This is a genomic window from Brevibacillus panacihumi (assembly GCF_003710985.1).
Lineage (GTDB): Bacteria > Bacillota > Bacilli > Brevibacillales > Brevibacillaceae > Brevibacillus > Brevibacillus panacihumi.
Map to the genome: position 1 here is coordinate 62262 of NZ_RHHT01000051.1, position 22344 is coordinate 84605.

18 protein-coding genes are annotated in these 22344 nt (G+C 53.1%); 17 read left to right on the forward strand and 1 reads right to left on the reverse strand.

What is annotated here, in order from left to right; all coding sequences use genetic code 11:
- Nucleotides 1–54 precede the first annotated feature (54 nt).
- The 14 genes from EDM58_RS20155 to EDM58_RS20220 all read left to right on the forward strand — a co-directional run bounded on the left by EDM58_RS20155 (nt 55) and on the right by EDM58_RS20220 (nt 18974).
- A complete protein-coding gene (locus EDM58_RS20155) occupies nt 55–1299 on the forward strand; it encodes an MFS transporter (RefSeq protein ID WP_122914910.1) in 1245 nt (414 codons plus the stop codon).
- A 47-nt stretch (nt 1300–1346) separates the two neighbouring features.
- Nucleotides 1347–1760, forward strand: a complete 414-nt coding sequence (locus EDM58_RS20160; RefSeq protein ID WP_122914911.1) for a YwiB family protein — start codon at nt 1347–1349, stop codon at nt 1758–1760.
- 76 nt (nt 1761–1836) lie between these two features.
- On the forward strand, nt 1837–2229 hold the full coding sequence (locus EDM58_RS20165) for a hypothetical protein (RefSeq protein WP_122914912.1): 393 nt from the start codon (nt 1837–1839) through the stop codon (nt 2227–2229).
- Nucleotides 2230–2302: 73 nt separating this feature from the next.
- Nucleotides 2303–3718: a sigma-54 interaction domain-containing protein gene (locus EDM58_RS20170; protein ID WP_122914913.1), complete on the forward strand. Its 1416-nt coding sequence runs from the start codon at nt 2303–2305 to the stop codon at nt 3716–3718.
- Nucleotides 3719–3927: 209 nt separating this feature from the next.
- Nucleotides 3928–5277, forward strand: coding sequence for a lysine 2,3-aminomutase (gene kamA / locus EDM58_RS20175; RefSeq protein ID WP_122914914.1), 1350 nt, complete (start codon nt 3928–3930; stop codon nt 5275–5277).
- A 252-nt stretch (nt 5278–5529) separates the two neighbouring features.
- Nucleotides 5530–7614, forward strand: coding sequence for a (Fe-S)-binding protein (locus EDM58_RS20180; protein ID WP_122914915.1), 2085 nt, complete (start codon nt 5530–5532; stop codon nt 7612–7614).
- A gap of 198 nt (nt 7615–7812) precedes the next feature.
- Nucleotides 7813–8994 (forward strand): acetyl-CoA C-acetyltransferase, encoded by a 1182-nt coding sequence (locus EDM58_RS20185; RefSeq protein WP_122914916.1) that lies wholly within the window; start codon nt 7813–7815, stop codon nt 8992–8994.
- Between the two features lie 13 nt (nt 8995–9007).
- Nucleotides 9008–9859: a 3-hydroxybutyryl-CoA dehydrogenase gene (locus EDM58_RS20190; protein WP_122914917.1), complete on the forward strand. Its 852-nt coding sequence runs from the start codon at nt 9008–9010 to the stop codon at nt 9857–9859.
- Nucleotides 9860–9888: 29 nt separating this feature from the next.
- Nucleotides 9889–11031, forward strand: a complete 1143-nt coding sequence (locus tag EDM58_RS20195; RefSeq protein WP_122914918.1) for an acyl-CoA dehydrogenase — start codon at nt 9889–9891, stop codon at nt 11029–11031.
- Nucleotides 11032–11104: 73 nt separating this feature from the next.
- Nucleotides 11105–12247 carry an acyl-CoA dehydrogenase gene (locus EDM58_RS20200; RefSeq protein WP_122914919.1) on the forward strand — a complete coding sequence of 381 codons (1143 nt, stop codon included), beginning with the start codon at nt 11105–11107 and terminating at the stop codon, nt 12245–12247.
- A 181-nt stretch (nt 12248–12428) separates the two neighbouring features.
- On the forward strand, nt 12429–13064 hold the full coding sequence (locus EDM58_RS20205) for a TetR/AcrR family transcriptional regulator (protein WP_122914920.1): 636 nt from the start codon (nt 12429–12431) through the stop codon (nt 13062–13064).
- Nucleotides 13065–13085: 21 nt separating this feature from the next.
- Complete coding sequence (gene icmF / locus EDM58_RS20210) at nt 13086–16337, forward strand: fused isobutyryl-CoA mutase/GTPase IcmF (RefSeq protein WP_122914921.1); 3252 nt, start codon at nt 13086–13088, stop codon at nt 16335–16337.
- Nucleotides 16338–16620: 283 nt separating this feature from the next.
- Entirely contained in the window at nt 16621–17169 is a 549-nt protein-coding gene (gene rpoE, locus EDM58_RS20215) for a DNA-directed RNA polymerase subunit delta (protein ID WP_122914922.1), read from the forward strand.
- A 203-nt stretch (nt 17170–17372) separates the two neighbouring features.
- Complete coding sequence (locus EDM58_RS20220) at nt 17373–18974, forward strand: CTP synthase (RefSeq protein ID WP_122914923.1); 1602 nt, start codon at nt 17373–17375, stop codon at nt 18972–18974.
- 377 nt (nt 18975–19351) lie between these two features.
- Here the strand turns inward: EDM58_RS20220 and EDM58_RS20225 are convergent, their stop codons facing one another.
- A complete protein-coding gene (locus EDM58_RS20225) occupies nt 19352–20146 on the reverse strand; it encodes a lipid II flippase Amj family protein (protein WP_122914924.1) in 795 nt (264 codons plus the stop codon).
- Nucleotides 20147–20292: 146 nt separating this feature from the next.
- Here EDM58_RS20225 and EDM58_RS20230 point away from each other — a divergent pair, with 146 nt between their 5' ends.
- The 3 genes from EDM58_RS20230 (at nt 20293) to fsa (ending at nt 22287) form a co-directional block, all read left to right on the forward strand.
- Nucleotides 20293–20667: a response regulator gene (locus EDM58_RS20230; protein WP_023555166.1), complete on the forward strand. Its 375-nt coding sequence runs from the start codon at nt 20293–20295 to the stop codon at nt 20665–20667.
- 105 nt (nt 20668–20772) lie between these two features.
- Nucleotides 20773–21627, forward strand: a complete 855-nt coding sequence (gene fba, locus EDM58_RS20235) for a class II fructose-1,6-bisphosphate aldolase (protein ID WP_122914925.1) — start codon at nt 20773–20775, stop codon at nt 21625–21627.
- Between the two features lie 15 nt (nt 21628–21642).
- Entirely contained in the window at nt 21643–22287 is a 645-nt protein-coding gene (fsa, locus tag EDM58_RS20240; protein ID WP_122914926.1) for a fructose-6-phosphate aldolase, read from the forward strand.
- Nucleotides 22288–22344 lie beyond the last annotated feature (57 nt).

A 22344-nucleotide genomic window follows, 5' to 3' on the forward strand; every position in this document is an offset into this window, starting at 1 on the left:
AGTGTATGCTACTTGCATATGTTGGAATTTTCTCAGCCAGAGAGGATGTTAGACATGAGGGAAGTCTTTGCCTATCCCGATTTTCGCAAGCTCTTTTTCTCCAATCTCTTTTCCGGATTCGGTCAAGGCATGACCATGATAGGCATTGCCTGGTATCTCGTCGAAAAGACCGGATCTGCGCAGTTCCTCGGCTCTACCATGTTTACATCCGCGCTGCTGATGTTTTTTATCGGGCCTTATATCGGGACGTTGATTGATCGTTTTTCCCGCAAAAACATGCTCCTGGCCGAAAATCTGATCGGCTTTCTCGTACTTGGGGTTCTTGCTTTATGGGGGTTCTGGGGCAGCTATTCGGAATGGATGCTGATCCTTATCTATCTGGTCACGACCTTCATGTACCAGATACACTACCCGACCCAATCCGCCCTCGTACAGGAGAGCTTCGAGCCGCGGCATTACAATAGCATCAACAGCTTGCTGGAGATCGAGGGACAGACCGCGTCCGTATTGTCCGGAGGGTTCGCGGGGATCATGCTCCAATCCTACGGCCTGCATGTGGTCCTTATTTTTAATGCTTGCACCTACCTGTTTGCATTCTGTCTCTTGTCCACAATGAAATACACATTCAGCCTGGAAGGAGAAGCAGGCGCCAACCGGGGAGTGTCCTGGGTCAGACAACTGGGACAAAGCTGGTCCTACATTCGGGAGAAGCGCGGCTTCCTGACCTTTGGAATCGCCGCATTCATGCCCTTTATTGCGATAATGGCGATGAACCTGCTCAAACCGGTGTACATCAACCAGACGCTGCAAGCGGACGTCATCACCTTTTCCATGGCAGAAATGACCTACGCGTTCGGAGCGGTAGCAGCGGGTCTATTGATCATCTGGGTGGTGCAACGAGTAGGGGAATTCCAGGCGATGGTGGGCAATATTCTTGTATTTGCGCTTGTGATCGTGGCGATGGTGGCGTTTCCTGCGGGTTGGGTTTTGATTGCGGCCTATGTCTTTTACGGATGGTGCAACGCATCCGTTCGTCTGATTCGCCAAACGCTGTACATGTCGATGGTCCCGAGGCATATGATGGGGCGCGTAATGAGCTTCTTCAACTCGATTGGCATGATGATGCGGCTGATCCTGATCGGATTCTTTACCCTGCTGATCGATCATACCGGGGCTGGCGCAGGATTTTTGATTTTGTCGGGACTTTTGCTTCTGGCAGCAGTGGGCGTGGTCGGGACCATGCGCTATCTGCTGGCTGATGCGGAGCGCGCCAAGGAGTTGCAAATGAAAGAAGGATGATCGTACAATGAACGGAGCATACAGATAAGCGGAGTGTGGAGATCAACATGCAGGAAGTACGCATCAAACTGACAGCCAAGCATCTCGTAGACGGAAACGAGGAAGAGACGATCCACGACTACACGGGCCGTTATGTGGAGAAGGAGAACGCCTGGTATTTGACTTATCGGGAGCAGATGGAAGGAATCGGAGAAGTGGGCACCACTCTGCGGTTGGGAGAGAAAAGCGTGACGCTGGTGCGGCAAGGCCAGGTCTCAACTAGACAGCAGTTTGAAAAAGGGAAAAGCACCCATTCCGTCTATCGGAGTCCTTATGGTCCGTTTGATATGGAGACCCATACCAACAAGCTGAGAATCCAGGTTCAGGATGGCATGCCGAGGAACGTGGAGATCGCCTATCAACTGTGGATGAGCGGGCAATACGCCGGCGAACATCGACTGCAAATACAGATCAATCCCTGAAACCGTCCTTGGCAAGGGCGGTTTTTTGCACGTACAATAGGGTTACTTGCCTGGAGAGGAAGGTGGAGACGCAGATATGTTTATACTAGTCAACGGACTGCTGGCGGGACTGGGGCTGGCGGCTATGCTTGCGCTGGGGGACGGATTGTTCGGCACCCAGACATTTCCTGTCTTGATCGACGTCAGCTATGTGCCGGGAATGGAGAATCTGCCTTCAATCGTCGAGCTGCTCATCCATTTGCTGATCAGTATCGTCATTGCTTTTTTCTTGATGCGTTTTTACCCCCGTGGTCAAGCGGCAGCAGTTGCGAAATACCTGGGCTACTGGAATCTCGGCTTTGCTCTGGCTTACGTGGTGTTTAGCTGGCTTAGCGGAACCTCGATGTCTTGGATTGGCTTTTTGATCTGGGTACTGGGACATCTGCTCTACAGCGTCATGCTGACGGTTCAGATGGAAAGGCAGCGTTAAACAATAAATGTGCTGAAAATTCGGCATAGTGATGATTTTTTGGCAGTTCGTTTGAAAAGGAGGGAATATCAGGATGCCGTTGTCAGACACAGTAGAAATGCTGCAGGCGATACTGGGGGCGATCGACGAGGGGATTCACGTCGTCGATGCGAACGGAATCACGATTTTCTACAATCACGTGGCAGCCAGACTGGATGGACTGACGCCAGAAGAGGTGTTGGGCAAGCCCTTGCTGGAGGTGTTTCCCTCTCTGGATCGCAACTCGAGTACCTTGCTTCGGGTGATCGAGAGCGGAGAGGCTATCTACGACGAGCCGCAAGCTTATACCAACTGGAGGGGGCTGCGTGTCGAGACCGTCAACACCACGCTCCCGGTCCGCGTCGGCAAAAGGCTGGTTGGCGCTGTCGAGGTCTCCAAGGACATCGGCAAGCTCAAGGAATTGTCGGAGCGGCTGGTTGCCTTGCAGGCGCAAATCAGCAAGCCCAAGCGAACGAAGCGGCAGGCGGACGGGCTGAGCTTTCACTTTGAAGATATTTTGACGCAAAACGAAAAGATGAAAAGCCTTATCGAGCGGGGAAAGCGAGCCGCGCGCACCTCTTCGCCCGTCTTGATCTTTGGCGAGACGGGTACCGGCAAGGAGTTGTTCGTCCAGTCCATTCACCAGGAGTCTGGTCGAAGCGCCAAACCGTTTATCGCGCAAAACTGTGCAGCCCTTCCCGCTTCGCTGCTGGAAAGCTTGCTGTTCGGGACGACCAAAGGCAGCTTCACAGGGGCAGATGATCGCCCCGGCTTGTTTGAGCTGGCCGATGGCGGGACGCTGTTTTTGGATGAGTTGAACAGCATGCCCCTGGATTTGCAGGCAAAATTGCTTCGCGTCCTGCAGGATGGACAGATTCGCCGTATCGGCGGCAGCCGCTCCGTAAAAGTAGATGTGCGCGTCATCGCCGCAGTCAATGAAGATCCCCATGCTCTTGTGCAGCGGGGATTGATGCGAAGCGACCTGTATTACCGGATCAATGTAGTCTCCCTGGAACTGCCGCCGTTGCGTCAGCGTCGCGAGGATATTGATCTGCTGGTGCGCCATTTCATCGATACCTTTAACCGAAAGTTCGGGATGAGTGTCAAGTCGGTCAGTCCGGACGTGCAGAAGTTGTTTGCCGGCTACGACTGGCCGGGCAATGTTCGGGAGCTGGAGCATAGCGTGGAGGCAGCGATGAACATGGTCGAAGCAGATGTGATCGAGCGAGAGCATCTTCCGCCGCATTTGCTGGATCGACACAATGCAGTGCCTGCGGGTGGGGACGCGATCATGCTGCCGATCGAGGGAGACGGACGCCCGCTTCCGGAACGCCTGCGCGAATGGGAGGAGCAGCTCATCGCGGACGCCATGAAAAAAACGCAGGGGAATGTGCTGCGTGCCGCGAAGCTTCTGGGAATTCCGAGACAAACCCTGCAGTATAAGCTGTCACAGCGAGGCATGAGCGAATAGCACGTTCTGCCGAAAATTCGGCACTTAAACATTGCGAGGACGGATGTGACAAGTTTTTTTCATCCGGCTGTTCGAGAGAAAAACCTCATGCAGCACGCGCTATTCCCTATTTTCTAAATATTGCGATTTGGTTGGCACGACACTTGCAACTCTCTTTTGCCGAGGAACCAAAAGGGTTACACCATCGATGAAGGGGAGTTGTGACGAAAATGACAGTAGCAACCAAACGTGATTGGCGCCAAATCGAATTGTGGAAAGACGTAACAGATGAGCAATGGAATGACTGGATGTGGCAGCTCACCCACACCATTCGAACAGTAGATGATTTGAAGCAAGTCATCAACCTGACTCCAGAGGAAGAAGAGGGTGTCCGCATTTCCACGCAGACGATCCCGCTCAATATTACGCCTTACTACGCTCTTTTGATGGACAAAGACGATCCGCACGATCCGGTTCGGATGCAATCTGTTCCGATTTCCTCCGAAATGGTGCGCACCAAGTACGATATGGAAGACCCGCTGCACGAAGACGAAGACTCGCCAGTGCCAGGTCTGACGCATCGCTATCCAGACCGTGTTTTGTTCCTTGTCACCAACCAGTGCTCCATGTACTGCCGCTACTGTACGCGCCGCCGCTTTTCCGGCCAGATCGGGATGGGCGTGCCGAAGAAGCAGCTGGACGCCTGTATTGATTACATCCGCCGCACGCCAGAGATTCGCGACGTTCTCTTGTCCGGCGGGGACGGCCTGCTGATCAATGACCGCGTGCTGGAGTACATCATCAGCAGTCTGCGTGACATCCCCCATGTGGAAATCATCCGCATCGGAACCCGGGCGCCAGTCGTATTCCCGCAGCGCATCACCGAGAATCTCTGCAACATCCTGAAAAAATACCATCCAGTCTGGCTCAACACGCACTTCAACCATCCGAAGGAAATCACGCCGGAAGCGAAGCAAGCATGTGAAATGCTGGCGAACGCTGGAGTGCCGCTCGGGAACCAGGCGGTTATTCTCGCAGGTGTCAACGACTGTCCGAACACGATGAAAAAACTGGTGCACGACCTGGTAAAAATCCGCGTGCGTCCGTACTATATCTATCAATGCGACCTGTCTGAAGGAATCGGCCACTTCCGCGCGCCTGTCAGCAAGGGGATCGAAATCATCGAGCATCTGCGCGGCCATACTTCCGGCTACGCCGTTCCGACCTTCGTAGTGGATGCTCCGCACGGCGGCGGCAAAATCCCGGTCAGCCCGAACTACATCATCTCGCAATCCTCCGATAAAGTCGTGCTGCGCAACTTCGAGGGCGTCATCACCTCCTATCCGGAGCCGAAGAATTACCACGAGCATGATGAGGAGAACTGCGAATACTGCAAAACGGCAAAAGGAAAAGCAGTGGGAATCGCGGCGCTCATGCAGGATGAGGCGAACAATCTGGAGCCGACTGATCTGCCGCGCAACAAGCGGATCAAGGCGACCAAGGTAAAATCCCTGGCAGATGTTCGTTCCGAGCAAAAGGCCAAAAAATCAGACAATGTACAAGAGGCATCAGGAAAATAAACGCATTCCAGTATAGGTGAAGATGCAAAGAGCTGCCAAAAGCAAATCCAGGCAGCTCTTTTTTTCATAAAGGAGTGGTCAAAGAGGCCGGTAGGATGTAAGATTAAGTTCAAGATTGCCCGAAAACTGAGCGGTCGCTCGGAATTTTTGGAACAGAAAGAGAATTGTGAGTGAATGGTCATTCATTTTTCAAATCGATTCTGATAAAATAGAAAACAATTGAGAATCAGACAAAAAGGGGAGTTGAAAATCATGCTGGCACTCATAAACCTGATCGCCTTTTTCCTCGTTCTTGCTTACGGCTTGTACCTGGCCGGTCACGTTGTGTACAGCCGTTATCTCTTCATCAAGCTGGGCAAAAAGCCGGATGTGAAGGACGACTTTGGTGCACGCATCAACCTGATGCTGGACAACGTCATCTTTCACAAAAAGCTGCTCAAGGACAAAAAGAGCGGCGTCATGCACGTGGTCATGTTTTACGGCTTTATCATTCTGCAGTTTGGCGCAATCGAGCTGATCATCAAAGGACTGTCCAAGGGTTTTGAGCTTCCTTTTGGCAGCGCTCACAAGTATTTCAGCCTGATGCAGGAAATCACCACCTTCCTGATCCTGGCTGCGGTCGGGTACGCTTTTTACCGCCGTTATATCGAAAAGCTGAAGCGCCTCAAGCGCGGCTTCAAATCCGGGATCGTGCTCCTCTTGATCTCCTCCCTGATGGCGACGGTGCTGCTGTCGCTTGCCTTCGAGCAGCTCTGGCTGGGCCATGAAGCATCCGGCTTCGCACCGATTTCTTCACTGCTTGCCGGTCTTTTTGCAGCCATCGGCGTCAGTGTTGGCGGGACCGCATCGGCAGCCCTGTTCTACATCTTCTGGTGGCTGCATCTGATCATCCTGCTTGGCTTTGCCGTCTACGTTCCGCAATCCAAGCACGCGCACTTGCTGTTCGCTCCGGTCAACGTCTGGTTCAAGAAGCTGGACCCGCCTGGAAAGCTGTCCAGCATCAACTTTGAGGACGAGACCCAGGAAGTATTTGGAGTCGGCAAGATCGAAGACTTTACGCAGACGCAATTGATCGACCTGTACGCCTGTGTGGAGTGCGGTCGTTGTACCAATATGTGTCCGGCTTCTGGAACCGGTAAAATGCTCTCCCCGATGGATCTGATCACCAAAATGCGCGATCACCTGACGGAAAAAGGAGCAGCCGTGACATCCCGTACGCCGTGGATGCCGAGCTTCGCCTTTTCGCAAACCACAGCCAACCAGATCGCTGTGCAGTCCTCCCAGGTGGCGGCTGCTGCAGAAGGTGCGACGCCTGACTTTTACGACAAAAATCTGATCGGAGATGTCATCACGGAGCAGGAGCTGTGGGCTTGTACGACCTGCCGCAACTGTGAAGACCAATGCCCGGTCATGAACGAACACGTTGATAAAATCATCGATATGCGCCGCTATCTGGTCATGACGGAAGGCAGCATGCCGGCAGAGGCACAGCGCGCGCTCAACAACATCGAGAGACAAGGCAATCCGTGGGGAATCAACCGCAAGGATCGCCTGAAATGGATCGAGGGCCTGAACGGAGAGTACGAAGTGCCGACTGTGAAGCAGGCTGAGGAGTTTGAGTACCTGTTCTGGGTCGGAGCGATGGGTTCGTTTGATCTGCGTAGCCAAAAAATCTCCCAAGCATTCGTCAAGCTGATGCATGAAGCAGGCGTCAAATTTGCCATCTTGGGCACGGAGGAGAAAAACTCCGGGGATACCGCCCGCCGCATCGGGAATGAGTTCTTGTTCCAGCAGCTGGCGCAGGAAAATATCGCACTGTTTGAAGCCTACGAGGTGAAAAAGATCGTTACCTGCGATCCGCACGCCTACAATACCTTCAAAAACGAATATCCGGAATTTGGCCTGCAGGCGGAAGTGTACCATCACTCCGAGCTGTTGGCCCAGTGGGTCAAGGAAGGTCGCCTGAAGCCGACCAAAGAGGTAAAGGAGCGCATCACCTATCACGACTCCTGCTACCTGGGACGCTACAATGAAATCTACGACAAGCCGCGCGTCATTCTGGAAGCCATTCCAGGAGTAGAGGTTGTCGAGATGAAGCGCAGCGGCTGCGACAGCATGTGCTGCGGCGCTGGCGGCGGCCTGATGTGGATGGAGGAGCATGAGGGCACACGTGTCAACGTCGCGCGTACCGAGCAAGCGTTGGAAGTGAATCCGACGGCGATTGCCAGCGCCTGCCCGTATTGCCTGACGATGATGAACGATGGCGTGAAAATGAAAGAGCAGGAGGAGCAAGTCAAGACACGCGATGTCGCCGAGATTTTGGCAGACGCGATCTGATCCTTTTCATGCAGATGGAGAAAAGTTGTGCTGCTGTTGCGGCGCAACTTTTTCTTTTCTAAATGCATTGACTAATGCCACAACAGGGGGCAAAATGAAAAGAGACGCAAAGTGAGCGACCGCTCAATCATATGGAACGTATTGCCTTTTCAATGAACGATAGAGACGGATTAATTATGAAAAGGGAGGGGCAGATCCATGAACAAGACCGTGATTGCAGGAGCGGCACGCACCCCGCTTGGCAAATTCGGAGGTTCGTTGAAAGCGTTGTCTGCTGTTGACCTGGGAGCCGTGGCGATCAAGGCGGCACTGGAACGCTCCGGTGTAGCGGGAGACCAGGTAGACGAGGTCATTATGGGAATGGTCGTACAGGCAGGAGCAGGACAGGTGCCTTCCCGCCAGGCAGCGCGAAAAGCAGGACTGCCCTGGGAAGTCGCAAGCGAGACGATCAACAAGGTGTGCGCTTCCGGGATGCGCGCTGTCACGATGGGAGACCAGATTATCCGCGCGGGAGACGGCGAGATCATCGTAGCAGGCGGCATGGAGAGCATGAGCAATGCCCCGTATGCGCTGCCTGACGCCCGCTACGGCATGAGAATGGGAGATGCGACCGTGCGGGACCTGATGATGTACGACGGTTTGACCTGCCCGTTCGATCAGGTGCCGATGGCCGTTCACGGCAGCAATGTGGCGGAAGAGTACGGCATTACGCGCGAGGCGCAGGACCGCTGGGCCTTGCGAAGCCAGGAGCGCGCTGCCAAAGCGATCCAGAACGGACTTTTTGCAGAAGAGATCACGCCCGTCAGTATCCCGCAGCGCAAGGGAGACCCGATCCTCGTCACGCAAGACGAAGGGCCGCGCCCAGATACGACGTTGGAGGGTCTTGCCAAGCTGCCTCCAGTCTACAAAAAGGACGGCACCATTACCGCAGGGAATGCCCCGGGGATCAACGATGGCGCGGCAGCAATGGTTTTGATGTCCGACGCCAAAGCGAAGGAGCTGGGCATCCAACCGCTGGCGACCATCCTTGGTCACGCGCAGGTCGGAGCAGAAGCGCCTTATATCGCGACTACGCCAGGCCTGGCAATACTCAAGCTGTTGAAAAAGACTGGGGTCGCACTGGATGAAATCGACCTCTTTGAAGTGAACGAAGCGTTTGCAGCGGTCACGCTGACCAGCGGCAATATCGTGGGCTGGGACGAAGAGAAAGTCAATGTAAATGGCGGAGCGATCGCGCTCGGTCACCCGATCGGTGCGAGTGGAGCGCGGATTATCATGCATCTCGCCTACGAATTGAAAAGACGGGGCGGCGGTTTGGGCATCGCAGCCATTTGCAGTGGAGCAGCACAAGGTGACGCCGTATTGATCAAAGTCGACTAGGAGGCTTTTTACCATGAATGTACAAACCATGATGGTCATTGGGGCCGGACAGATGGGCAGCGGGATAGCGCAAGTAGCGGCGCAGGCCGGACTTCGCGTCTACCTCAACGATATTCGCCAGGAATTTGTGGATCGCGGCTTGGCTGGGATTGCCAAAAACCTGTCGCGCAACGTGGAAAAGGGTCGCATGACAGAAGCAGACAAGGAAGCCATATTGGCTCGCCTCTTGCCATCGACAGATCTGGCAGATGCCAAGGATGCGGATTTCGTCGTCGAAGCGGCGACCGAGAACATGAAAATCAAGTCGGAGATTTTTGTCCGTCTGGACGAGATCTGCCCGCCGCATACCGTCCTGGCGAGCAACACCTCCTCTCTGCCGATCACCGAGATCGCGGCGGTCACCAAACGTCCTGAAAAAGTAATCGGGATGCATTTTATGAATCCCGTTCCTGTGATGAAGCTGGTCGAGATCATCCGCGGACTGCAAACCAGTGACGAGGTGTACCAATTGACCGAGGACTTGTCCAAGCAGATGGAAAAGGTTCCGGTCAGCGTCAATGACTTCCCTGGATTTGTCTCCAATCGGGTTCTGATGCCGATGATCAACGAAGCCATCTACTGTGTATACGAAGGCGTAGCCACTCCGGAGGCCATCGACGAAGTGATGAAGCTGGGGATGAATCACCCGATGGGACCAATCAAACTGGCTGATTTTATTGGACTTGATACCTGCCTGGCGATCATGGAGGTGCTGTACGAGGGCTTCGGTGATTCCAAGTATCGTCCGTGTCCCCTCCTGCGCAAATACGTCAAGGCAGGATGGCTGGGCAAAAAATCCGGTCGGGGTTTCTACGAGTACAACTGACGAGATGATGGCAGAAAGGTAGGACTACGATGGATTTTCATTTCAACGAAGAGCAGCGCATGATGCGTCGCATGGTTCGCGACTTTGCCGAGAAGGAGATCGCTCCTTTTATCCCGGTAATGGAAGAGACCGAGCAGTTCCCGCGCCACATCGTGAAGAAGATGGGGGAGATGGGGCTGATGGGAATCCCTGTACCGGAAGAGTGGGGCGGTGTCGGAGCTGATTTCGTCTCCTATATTCTGGCGATCAACGAGATCTCCAAGGTGAGCGCCACATTGGGAGTCATCCTATCCGTGCATACATCCGTAGGAACCAACCCGATCCTCTATTTCGGGACGCAGGAGCAAAAGCAGGCCTACGTGGCCAAACTGGCGACAGGCGAATTCCTGGGCGCGTTTGCCCTGACAGAGCCGCATGCGGGTTCCGATGCCAGCAGTATTCGTACCACTGCCGTACGCAAGGGCGATGACTATATCCTCAATGGCAACAAGGTGTTTATTACAAACGGCGGAGAGGCGGACACGTATATCGCGTTTGCTGTGACTGATCCCGGAAAAGGGGCGAAAGGGATCTCTGCCTTTATCGTCGAGAAGGATACAGCTGGGCTTATCGTTGGCAAAAAAGAAAAGAAAATGGGGCTGCATGGCTCCAACACGACGGAATTGATTTTCGACAATGCCATCGTCCCTGCTGCCAATTTGTTGGGCCAGGAGGGAGAAGGCTTTACGATTGCGATGGCCAATCTGGACAAAGGCCGCATCGGCATCGCCGCACAGGCGCTGGGAATTGCCGAGGCTGCCCTCCAGTACGCTACGGATTATGCCCGCGAACGAAAGCAATTCGGCCAACCGATCGGCAAGATTCAGGCAGTCGGATTCAAGCTGGCGGATATGGCGACCAAGGTGGAGGCGGCTCGGCTCCTGGTGTATCGTGCGGCATGGCTGTGCAGCCAAGGCCTTCCCTGCACCAAAGAAGCGTCGATGGCGAAGCTGTTTGCCTCCGATGCCGCGATGAAGCTGGCGACGGAAGCTGTTCAGGTTTTCGGCGGATACGGCTACACCCGGGAGTATCCGGTAGAACGCCTTTTCCGCGATGCCAAGATCACGCAGATTTACGAAGGAACCAATGAAATCCAGCACCTCGTCATCACCAAGCAATTGCTTGCTGAATAATACGCCCTGACCCGTTGCAGAAACTCTGACGTCGATCGGGCCATTAGACACGCCAAATGGGGGAGTGATAGAGATGAATTTTCAACTGACAGAAGAACAAGAGATGCTTCGCAAAATGATCCGAGATTTCGCTGAGAACCAGGTAGCGCCGACTGCGGCAGAGCGGGATGAAGAGGAACGCTTTGATCGCTCGATTTTTGAACAGATGGCGGAGCTTGGCTTGACAGGGATTCCCTGGCCTGAAGAGTACGGCGGTGCCGGAGCTGACTACCTCAGTTATGTGATTGCCGTCGAAGAGCTCTCCCGCGTGGATGCATCCATTGGCGTGACGCTGTCGGCGCATGTGTCGCTGGCAGGCTGGCCGCTTTATAAGTTCGGTACCGAGGAGCAGAAGCAGAAGTTCCTGCGCCCTATGGCAGAAGGCAAAAAAATGGGCGCATACTGTCTGACCGAGCCGGGCTCCGGTTCTGATTCGGCAGGAATGCGGACCACTGCAGTGCGCGATGGGGATCATTACATTCTGAACGGCAGCAAAATTTTCATCACCAATGCCGGCGAGGCGGAAATCTACATCGTCTTTGCCGTCACCGATCCAGAGAAGAAGCATAAGGGCATCACCGCGTTTATTGTGGAAAAAGGAATGGACGGCTTTACGATGGGCAAAAAGGAGAAGAAACTGGGTATTCGCTCCTCGCTTACGTTGGCTGTCAATTTCGAAGATGTCCGTGTACCTGTCGAAAACCGGCTGGGCGAAGAAGGGGAAGGCTTCAAAATTGCGATGATGACCCTCGATGGCGGCCGCAACGGGATCGCGGCTCAAGCGCTGGGTATCGCGCAGGGAGCTTTCGAGCATGCGTTGGCTTATGCCAAAGAGCGCAACCAGTTCGGCAAGCCGATCGCGGCCCTGCAGGCCATTCAGTTCAAGCTGGCAGATATGGCGACCAAGATCGAAGCAGCACGTTTGCTCACCTATCAGGCAGCTTGGCTGGAGGATCAGGGCTTGCCGTACGGAAAAGCTTCTGCGATGTCCAAGGTATTCGCAGGAGACATCGCGATGGAAGTGACGACCGAGGCAGTGCAGGTATTCGGAGGCTACGGCTACACCCGCGAGTATCCGGTGGAACGCTTCATGCGCGATGCCAAAATCACGCAGATCTACGAAGGAACCAATGAGATCCAGCGCGTGGTGATCAGCAATTTCTTGTTGAAAGAATAAGTGGAATCTCTTTACCAGACAGAAGGCACCCCTTCATGAGAGATGGAAAAGAAAGATTTGGCTTCCTTCGTCCAACTCGCGTATAATAGTGGCGAAGTGTGATGAAGGCAGCGTTTTGTCTCTTTCTTTTCCATATTTTGCCTGACCAAACGCTCAGTCAGTTTGAAAGGTGGTTTCCTTTATGTCTGATAAACGAAGAACAATTCCGTCTCTGGTAAAAGATCCGAAGCTCATTGAAAAACGGCGCGAGCAAATCGTCGAAGCGGCCGTCGATCTTTTTATTCATAAGGGTTTTCATAAAACAACGACGAGGGAGATAGCCCGTGCGTCGGGCTTTAGCATCGGCACCTTGTACGAATATATTGAATCGAAGGAAGACGTACTGTACCTGGTTTGCGATGCCATTCACGCAGAGATGGAGGGCCGTCTGCGTGAAGCGATCAATTTTAACGGAACCGGTCTGTCCATTATGAAGCTGGCCCTAAAAAGCCTGATTCGCGTAATGGATCAGATGAGCGACCGTGTCTTGCTGATCTATCAGGAGTCCAAGTCGCTGCCGAAAGAGACCCTGCGCTATGTGTTGAGCCGCGAAGAGGAGATTGCGCAGATTTTCGTGGAGATTCTGCGTAAAGGAATCGCCGACGGCTCCATCAACATCGACGAAAAGCATGTCAAGCTCATGGCCGACAACATCATGGTTTTGGCAGAAATGTGGGTGTTCCGCCGTTGGGCCTTGCACAAGCACTATACATTAGAGGAATTTACGGAGAAGCAGATTGCACTGTTGCTTCGTGAAATCAGCGTCTCCGACAAATAACCTATCGGGGAGAGTGGAACGATGGAAACAGAAGTGTATCGTCCGCGCAACAAGGTACGCTTCGTGACAGCAGCCAGTTTGTATGACGGTCACGATGCCTCGATCAACATCATGCGCCGCATTTTGCAATCATCGGGAGTGGAAGTAATCCACCTGGGCCACAACCGCTCCGTTGACGATATTGTGACGGCTGCCATTCAGGAGGATGTGCAAGGGATTGCGATCAGCTCCTATCAGGGCGGCCATGTGGAGTATTTCAAATACATCATTGATTTGTTGAAGGAGCGCGGGGCTGAACATATCCGCGTCTTTGGCGGAGGCGGAGGCGTCATCGTTCCGCGCGAGATCCGCGAGTTGGAGGAGTACGGTGTCTGCAGACTCTATTCGCCGGATGAAGGGCGTAAGCTGGGTCTGCAAGGCATGATCAACGATATGATCCGCAAGTCTGATTTTCCTACGGTGAAACAGATCGAGCAGGAAGTAGCAGCATTGCGGGAGCAAAATCATCAGGCGATCGCCAGGCTGATTTCCGTAGCGGAGTACGCTGTGGAAAAGCCGGAATGGCAGGATTCTGTGCTGCAGGCCATACCGGAGCCGGAGACGGTCGTACCGGTGCTGGGCATTACGGGGACAGGGGGAGCGGGAAAAAGCTCTCTGACTGACGAATTGGTCCGCCGGTTTATCCGTACCTATGAGGACAAAACGGTGGCGATTCTCTCCGTCGACCCCTCCAAGCAAAAGTCGGGCGGCGCTCTCTTGGGAGACCGCATCCGCATGAACGCCAACAACACCCCGCGCGTCTACATGCGCAGTCTGGCTACGCGCAAATCAGGCTCGGAGCTGTCGGCTGCCGTCAAGGATGCCATTCGTGTTGCCCGTGCGGCTCAATTTGATCTGATCATCGTCGAGACAAGCGGGATCGGACAGGGAGATGCGCAGGTCACCGAGGTGTGCGATGTCTCCATGTACGTCATGACTAGCGAGTTCGGGGCTCCGTCTCAATTGGAGAAAATCGACATGCTCGACTTTGCCGATCTGATCGCGATCAACAAGTTTGAGCGCAAAGGCTCGGAGGACGCGCTGCGTGAGGTACGCAAGCAGTATCGCCGCAACCACGAGATGTTTGACGTGCCGGACGAGAAGATGCCAGTATACGGCACGATTGCCAGTCAGTTCAACGATCCAGGCACGAATGTCCTGTTTGCCGCACTGATGCGCAAGATTGTGGAAAAAACGGGTGTGGCGTGGAAGGTTGACCATTTGGACCCGACACCTGTCAAGATTCACAAAACTTCGTTAATTCCGGTAGAGCGAATCCATTACTTGCAGGAAATTGCCAATACGGTTCGCCAATACCGCGTCTATACGGATGAGCAGTCCGCGATTGCCAGAAAGCTGTTCCAATTGCACGGAGCAAAAGAAACGGTCTTGGCATCAGGTGACGAGACGGCACAGGAAGTAGCGGCTGTGCTGGATAAGCAAATCGCCCTGTTTGAAGCCAAGCTGCATCCGGAGTGCAAGAACATTCTGGAGAAGTGGCCCAAATTGAAGGAAGCGTACCGCCAAGACCAGTTTGTGACCAAGATCCGCGACAAGGAGATCGTGACCAAGCTGTTCACCGAATCGCTCTCCGGCACCCGGATTTCCAAGGTATCGCTGCCGGATTTCGAGGATTGGGGCGAGATCCTCAAGTGGTCGCTGAAGGAAAACGTGCCAGGCGAATTTCCGTATACGGCCGGTGTGTTCCCGTTCAAGCGGGAAGGCGAGGACCCCAAGCGCCAGTTTGCCGGAGAAGGGACGCCGGAGCGCACCAACAGACGTTTTCATTTTCTCTCGCAAAACGACGAGGCTAAGCGCCTAAGTACAGCGTTTGACTCTGTTACCCTGTACGGCGAAGACCCGGATTATCGACCGGACATCTACGGGAAGATCGGAACCAGCGGCGTCAGCATCTGCACGCTGGACGACATGAAAAAGCTGTATGCAGGCTTTGACCTGTGTGCCCCGAGCACGTCTGTATCCATGACGATCAATGGACCGGCGCCGATGATTCTGGCGATGTTCATGAATACCGCGATCGAGCAGCAGATCGAAGCGTTCGTGAAGCGAGAGGGACGCCAGCCGGATGAGCAGGAAAAAGAAAAGATCAAAGCCTACACGCTCTCTACCGTGCGCGGTACGGTGCAGGCAGACATTCTCAAGGAAGACCAGGGACAGAACACCTGCATCTTCTCCACGGAGTTTGCTCTGCGAATGATGGGCGACATCCAGCAGTATTTTATCGACCACAAGGTGCGCAACTACTACTCGGTATCCATTTCCGGCTACCATATCGCAGAGGCCGGAGCCAATCCGATCACGCAGCTTGCGTTCACCCTCGCCAACGGCTTCACCTATGTGGAGTACTACCTGAGCCGCGGCATGCATATCGACGACTTCGCGCCCAATCTGAGCTTCTTTTTCTCCAACGGACTGGACCCTGAGTATACCGTCATCGGACGGGTAGCGCGGCGGATCTGGGCCACCGTGATGAAGAACCGCTACGGCGGCAACGAGCGAAGCCAGAAGCTGAAATACCACATCCAGACCTCGGGCCGCTCCCTGCACGCCCAGGAGATGGACTTCAACGATATTCGCACGACCCTGCAAGCCCTGGTCGCAATCTATGACAACTGCAATTCGCTGCACACCAATGCCTATGATGAAGCCATCACGACGCCGACGGAAAACTCCGTACGCCGGGCGATGGCGATTCAGATGATCATCAACAAGGAGATGGGTCTGGCGAAAAACGAAAATCCGCTGCAAGGGGCCTTTATCATCGAGGAGTTGACCGATTTGGTAGAGGAAGCGGTGATGCAGGAGTTTGAGCGCCTCAGCAATCGCGGTGGCGTGCTGGGTGCGATGGAGACCCAGTATCAGCGCGGCAAGATCCAGGACGAGTCGATGTACTACGAGATGAAAAAGCATACGGGAGAGCTGCCGATCATCGGCGTGAATACCTTCCTCAACCCGAACGCATCGGAGGAAGATTACGAGATCGAGCTGGCGCGGGCGACGACGGAGGAAAAGGAACAGCAGATCGCCAATCTGCGCGCCTTCCAGGAGCGCAACCGCGACGCGGCTCCTGCGGCATTGCGCCGTCTGCAGGAAGTAGCGATGGCGGGAGGGAATATTTTCGCCGAACTGATGGAGACAGTAAAAGTGGCTTCACTCGGACAAATCAGCGCTGCCCTCTATGAGGTAGGGGGACAGTATCGCAGAAATATGTAGCGTTCCCCAGGGGACGACTCAGCTGCTCCAATCGACAGAAGTGACCGCCAGAGTCAGGAACTCACGGGGCGGTCACTTCTTTTTCAGTCAAACGCTTCTCCCCTGTTTGAAGGCCTTGCATTTTCGTCTAAAATAAGGAATACTGTATGATAGCCTTCTTATCGAAAAGGCGATGAATAAGGCAGCATCATCATACGAAAAAGCTTATGGACAGCCCTCTTCGCCAAACGACGGGGACTGATAGGAAGTCAAGTTTTGTATAGGAAAGAAAGGACGTGCCCGAATGAGTCAAAAACTTGCTCATATTGATGCAGAAAGACTAAGCGAGATGGCATTGGTGGACATCGCCTACGAAATCCTGCGTGAAAACAACCGCACCTATAACTTCCGCGAACTGATGGATGAACTGACTGCCCTTCGCAAACTCTCAGAAGAACAAGTCAGAAGCCTGATCGCTCAAGTATACACTGAAATCAATATCGACGGACGTTTCGTCTGCCTCGGTGACAACGTCTGGGGCCTGAAGCGCTGGTACCCGACCGACACCGTGGAAGAAACGCAAGAGGGCGGCGTCAGCAAGAAGAAAAAGGTCATACTGGACGACGACTTCGACGATTTCGAGAGCGAAGACGAGCTGGTGGACGAATACGAAGAAGACGAGGTCGTGATCTTCGAGGACGAAGAAGAGTTTGTCGATGAGGAAGCGGACATCGAGGAAGAAGAAATTGATGCCGAAATCGACGAAGAGGAAATCGAAGACGAAGACGAGCTTTTTGAGGACGAAGAGCTGGAAGAAGATGAACCTGAGGAAGATTTGGAAGACGACCGATAAGCCCTTGACTTCCGTCTGAGGGACAGATAAAATACTCCTTGGGCTTCACATGAAGAAGGAACAAATATGGAAAACTATAAAACAAAAGTGCCCCTACCCGAACTGCTTCGGGATAGGACTCGCTTTTGTTTTTTCTTTTTTCATAGGCCATTATCCGTGTTTATTCATCATCATTGAGGTTTAGGGAAGAGGGGACGTTAACGATGACAAAGTATATTTTTGTGACGGGCGGGGTTGTATCCTCGTTGGGAAAAGGGATTACAGCGGCTTCTCTGGGCCGACTTCTGAAGAACAGAGGACTAAAGGTAACCATCCAAAAATTTGACCCTTACATCAACGTGGATCCAGGAACCATGAGTCCGTTTCAACACGGTGAAGTATTCGTAACCGATGACGGAGCCGAGACCGACCTGGACCTGGGACACTATGAGCGTTTTATCGATATCAACCTGAGCGCCAACTCCAACGTGACGACTGGTAAAATCTACTCCACCGTCATCGCGAAGGAGCGCCGCGGCGATTACTTGGGCGGTACCGTGCAAGTCATTCCTCACATTACCAATGAGATCAAAGAACGTGTTTTCCGTGCAGGCCGTGAAACGGGAGCAGATGTCGTCATCACAGAAATCGGTGGTACGGTCGGAGACATCGAAAGCTTGCCGTTCCTGGAGTCGATTCGCCAGATCAAAAGTGATATCGGCCGCGAAAACGTCATGTACATCCATGTAACGCTGGTGCCGTACATCAAGGCTGCCGGAGAAATGAAGACCAAGCCGACACAGCATAGCGTAAAAGAGCTGCGCAGCCTGGGCATCCAGCCAAATGTCATCGTGGCGCGGACTGAAAGACCGATGACCCAAGACATGAAAGACAAGCTGGCTCTGTTCTGCGACATCGATAAAAATGCTGTCGTGGAATGCGCGGACGCAGAGACCCTCTACGATGTACCGCTGCAATTGCAAGCACAAGGCCTGGATGATTATGTCTGCCGCCACCTCGGACTGGATTGCAAGGAAGCGGATATGACGGAATGGAAAAAACTGGTTGACCTCATCAAAAACCTGTCCAAAACCACCCGCATTGCGATCGTGGGCAAATACGTAGAGCTGCACGATGCGTACCTTTCCGTAGCAGAAGCGCTCTACCACGGCGGATTTGCGAATGACTCCAACGTCGAGATCAAGTGGGTAAGCGCAGAAGAAGTAACCCCGGACAATGTTCGCGAGCTGTTGGGCGATGTAGACGGGATTCTGGTTCCAGGCGGATTTGGTGATCGCGGAATCGAAGGCAAAATTACTGCGACTCGTTTTGCGCGTGAAAATAAAGTTCCGTTCCTGGGGATTTGCCTGGGGATGCAGATTGCGGTCATCGAGTTTGCCCGCCATGTCGCAGGGCTGGAGGGAGCAAACAGCTCCGAGATCAATCCCCACACTCCGTATCCGGTCATCGATCTGCTGCCGGAGCAAAAAGAAGTGGAAGACAAAGGCGGCACCATGCGTCTGGGTGTTGGACCATCCAAAGTGGTTCCTGGCAGCCTGACCGAGCGCGCATACGGCAGCACGCTGGTATACGAGCGTCATCGCCATCGCTACGAGTTCAACAATGAATACCGTGAGCAATTGGCGGGTCTTGGACTGCATTTCGCAGGAACGACCCCGGATGGCCGTCTGGTCGAGATTGTAGAGGTGCCAGACCATCCTTGGTTCGTGGCGACCCAATTCCATCCGGAGTTTACTTCCCGCCCGAACCGTCCGCAGCCGTTGTTCCGCGACTTTATCCAAGCTTCACTGAACCATAAAAAATAAACACTGAGCATATTGGCAAAAAACGCACCCGCTTCCTTTTGGAAGTCACGGGTGCGTTTTTTCTTACCCTCTACGAAAAACTAAAAAGTTTTTTAAGTAGGAGGACCAGGAAAAGCTGGTCGAGGAAAAAGGGAAAAAAGCGAAGGCATTTGGGATCTTGACCAAGCTGGAACGGAAAAGGTGGAACACGCCTTCAGCGGCCAACCCTGATTCACTTCCATGAGACGGCTGCTTTTGGCCGCGGTTCCGCCTTTGGAGTGGAAGCGGCCAGGAATGACCCCCAGCAAAGATCCCAACCCGCCTGAAGCGTTTTCCCTTTTTCCTCCCCCTCCACTATAGCTGGTGGACCACAATAAAAAAGGACAGCTGGTAGACTACTATTGAAAAAAGGGAGCCAGCCACGCCACCCAGTAAGCAGCAGGAATCAGCAGGAACTGAGCCAGAATCGTGCCGAAAAAACGGGAAATCATCAGCCATAGATACATCTGCCGAATCGCCTCATGGGATGCTTGTCCCTGCAAGGCCTTATCCGTCAATAGGGCCACTTGAGGATCGACCAGGATCGTCATGAAGATCGTTGCGAAGCCGTTGATCAGTCCAGAAGACATCAGGACAGTTGCCTTGTAGCTCGGAGCGAGCAAGGAGGCGTACAGCACCGACAGGATACTGGCTGTGTAGATGGCTGTGCCTAGACAGTTGAGCAGCAGCAGGCGCTTCGGGACCCCCTTGATTCGAAAACGGGAGAGAGAAGCAAGCCGGGGCAAACGAACGTGCTGATGGACACGGCGGATGTTTTGGGGAGTGACGGCGGAGCGGATCATTTTCGGAATGGAACCCGCCACCTCAAGGTGGGAGATCAGCCGTTTAGAAAGTTGGACGAACGTCGGAAACAAGAGGATCGCACACAACGTCCCTAGCGAGGCGGCGCCGATGATCAGGTGAAGCTTCCAGCCCGGATCTGTATGAGAAAGCGCAGCTTGATCGATCAAGCCTCCGGTAAATGGAGTTTGAATGAGATTGGAAGTTCTGGATACGAGCAAAACTACCCCGGACAGCGACAAAGCCACCGCCAGTCTGCTGGTTTGAACCCCGGCAAACCGCAGTGCGTATGAAAGCGTTTCTGTCGTATGTATGACAAAGGTCAACGCACAAATAATGATAATCGTGTACATGAGAGCGATCTCCCTCTTCCGTAGTATTCCCATTATACGCGAATAGGGGATAGCAGGAAAATTTCAGCGCTTACATGAAGGAGTTTCCTAATTTTAGGCGAATGGTAAGTAGTTAAGTAATAGCTTTGGTCAGGAGGAGTTTAGTCATGTTTGACAAGCACGACAAAAAAGTGTTAGTTGTCGATGATCAATACGGCATTCGCATTTTGTTGTACGAGGTGCTGGGCAAAGAAGGCTACAAAACGTTTCAGGCTGCAAATGGAAAGATGGCATTGGAAATCGTGGAGAAAGAATCGCCTGACCTGGTCATTCTGGATATGAAAATTCCTGGGATGGACGGCATCGAGATCCTCAAGCATATCAAGAAAATCAACCAGGAGATCAAAGTCATTATGATGACGGCTTACGGTGAGCTGGACATGATCAAGGAAGCGACGCAACTGGGGGCCTTGACCCATTTTACCAAGCCGTTTGATATTGATGAATTGAGGATGGCGGTTCAACAGCAGTTAGCTTGCTAGTCTTGTGCCCGGTAGAGAATCAAAACAAGCGTACCTGTTAACATGTGAGTGTCTGTGGTATAATAAGCGACATTAATGAAGTCTGCTAGAGGAGGATTACCAACCATGCCACTGGTACCAATGACCGCTTTTACCGAGGACGTCAAAAAGCATAAATATGCTGTTGGCCAATTCAACTTGAACAATCTGGAGTTTACTCAAGCAATCACAGAAGCTGCGATGGAAGAAAGGTCTCCTGTGATTTTTGGTGTGTCTGAGGGAGCTCTCAAATACATGGGCATCGACTACACAGTCGCGATTGCGAAAACAGCAGCCGAACGCGCAGGTGTTCCTGTAGCTCTCCACCTGGATCATGGCAGCAATTTTGACATGGTCATGAAGTGCATCCGCGCTGGATTCTCTTCGGTAATGTTCGATGGTTCCCATCATTCCTTTGAAGACAATATCCGCTTGACGAAGCAGGTTGTAGAAGCGGCTCATGCCGTAGGCGTATCCGTCGAGGGTGAGCTTGGTACCATCGGTGGAGTAGAGGACGACCTGTCTGTAGACGAGGAAGATGCAACACTGGCGAATCCGGAAGAAGCGATTCACTTCTGGAATGAAACGAAAGTAGACTACGTGGCGATTGCTGTAGGTACAGCCCATGGCATGTACAAAGGAGTACCGAAAATCCGTTTCGACATTATCGAAAAGGTAGCAAGCCAAATTGAGGCGCCGATCGTCCTGCACGGTGGTTCCGGTGTGCCGGATGAAGCCATTGTGAAATCGATCAGCCTGGGTGTTGGAAAAATCAACGTAAATACGGAAAGCCAAGTCGCATGCACCGAAACGGTTCGCAAAATCCTGGCTGCCAAACCAAACGAGATTGACCCTCGAAAATATCTGGGGCCAGCTCGTGATGCCATCAAGGAAGTTGTCAAAGGGAAAATGCGCCTGTTCGGCAGCAGCAACCGTGCGTAACCAAGGAGGTACATCATGCGCTTTTTAATCGATACAGCAAATGTGGATGAAATTCGCGAGATTCATGAGTGGGGCGTCCTTGCAGGCGTAACTACCAATCCTTCCCTGGTAGCCAAGGAAGGCCGCGACTTTGTGCAAACCTTGAAAGAAATTATCGATATCGTGGATGGCCCGATCAGTGCGGAGGTCATCAGCACTGATGCAGCAGGCATGATTGAAGAAGGGGAAAAGCTGGCTTCCCTGTCCAAAAACATCGTCGTCAAGCTGCCAATGACAGCAGAAGGCTTGAAGGCGACCAAGTATTTTGCCAAGAAAAAAATCAAGACCAATGTTACCTTGGTCTTTTCCGCAAATCAGGCGTTGTTGGCGGCCAGAGCTGGAGCGACCTATGTTTCTCCATTCCTGGGACGACTCGACGACATCAGCCAGGACGGCATGAAACTGATCGAGGATATTGCCGAGATTTTCACTGTTCATGATATTGATACAGAGATCATCGCAGCATCCGTCCGCCACCCTGTCCATGTGACAGAAGCGGCTCGGCTCGGGGCTCATTTTGCGACAATCCCGGCCAAAGTGTTCAAACAGCTTATTGCCCATCCATTGACTTCCAGTGGTTTGGAGAAATTCCTTGCCGATTGGGCTAGTATGCAAAAATAAGATTCACGTGAAAAGACAAGCACCTTTCTCATCGGGGAAGGTGCTTCTTTCCCGATT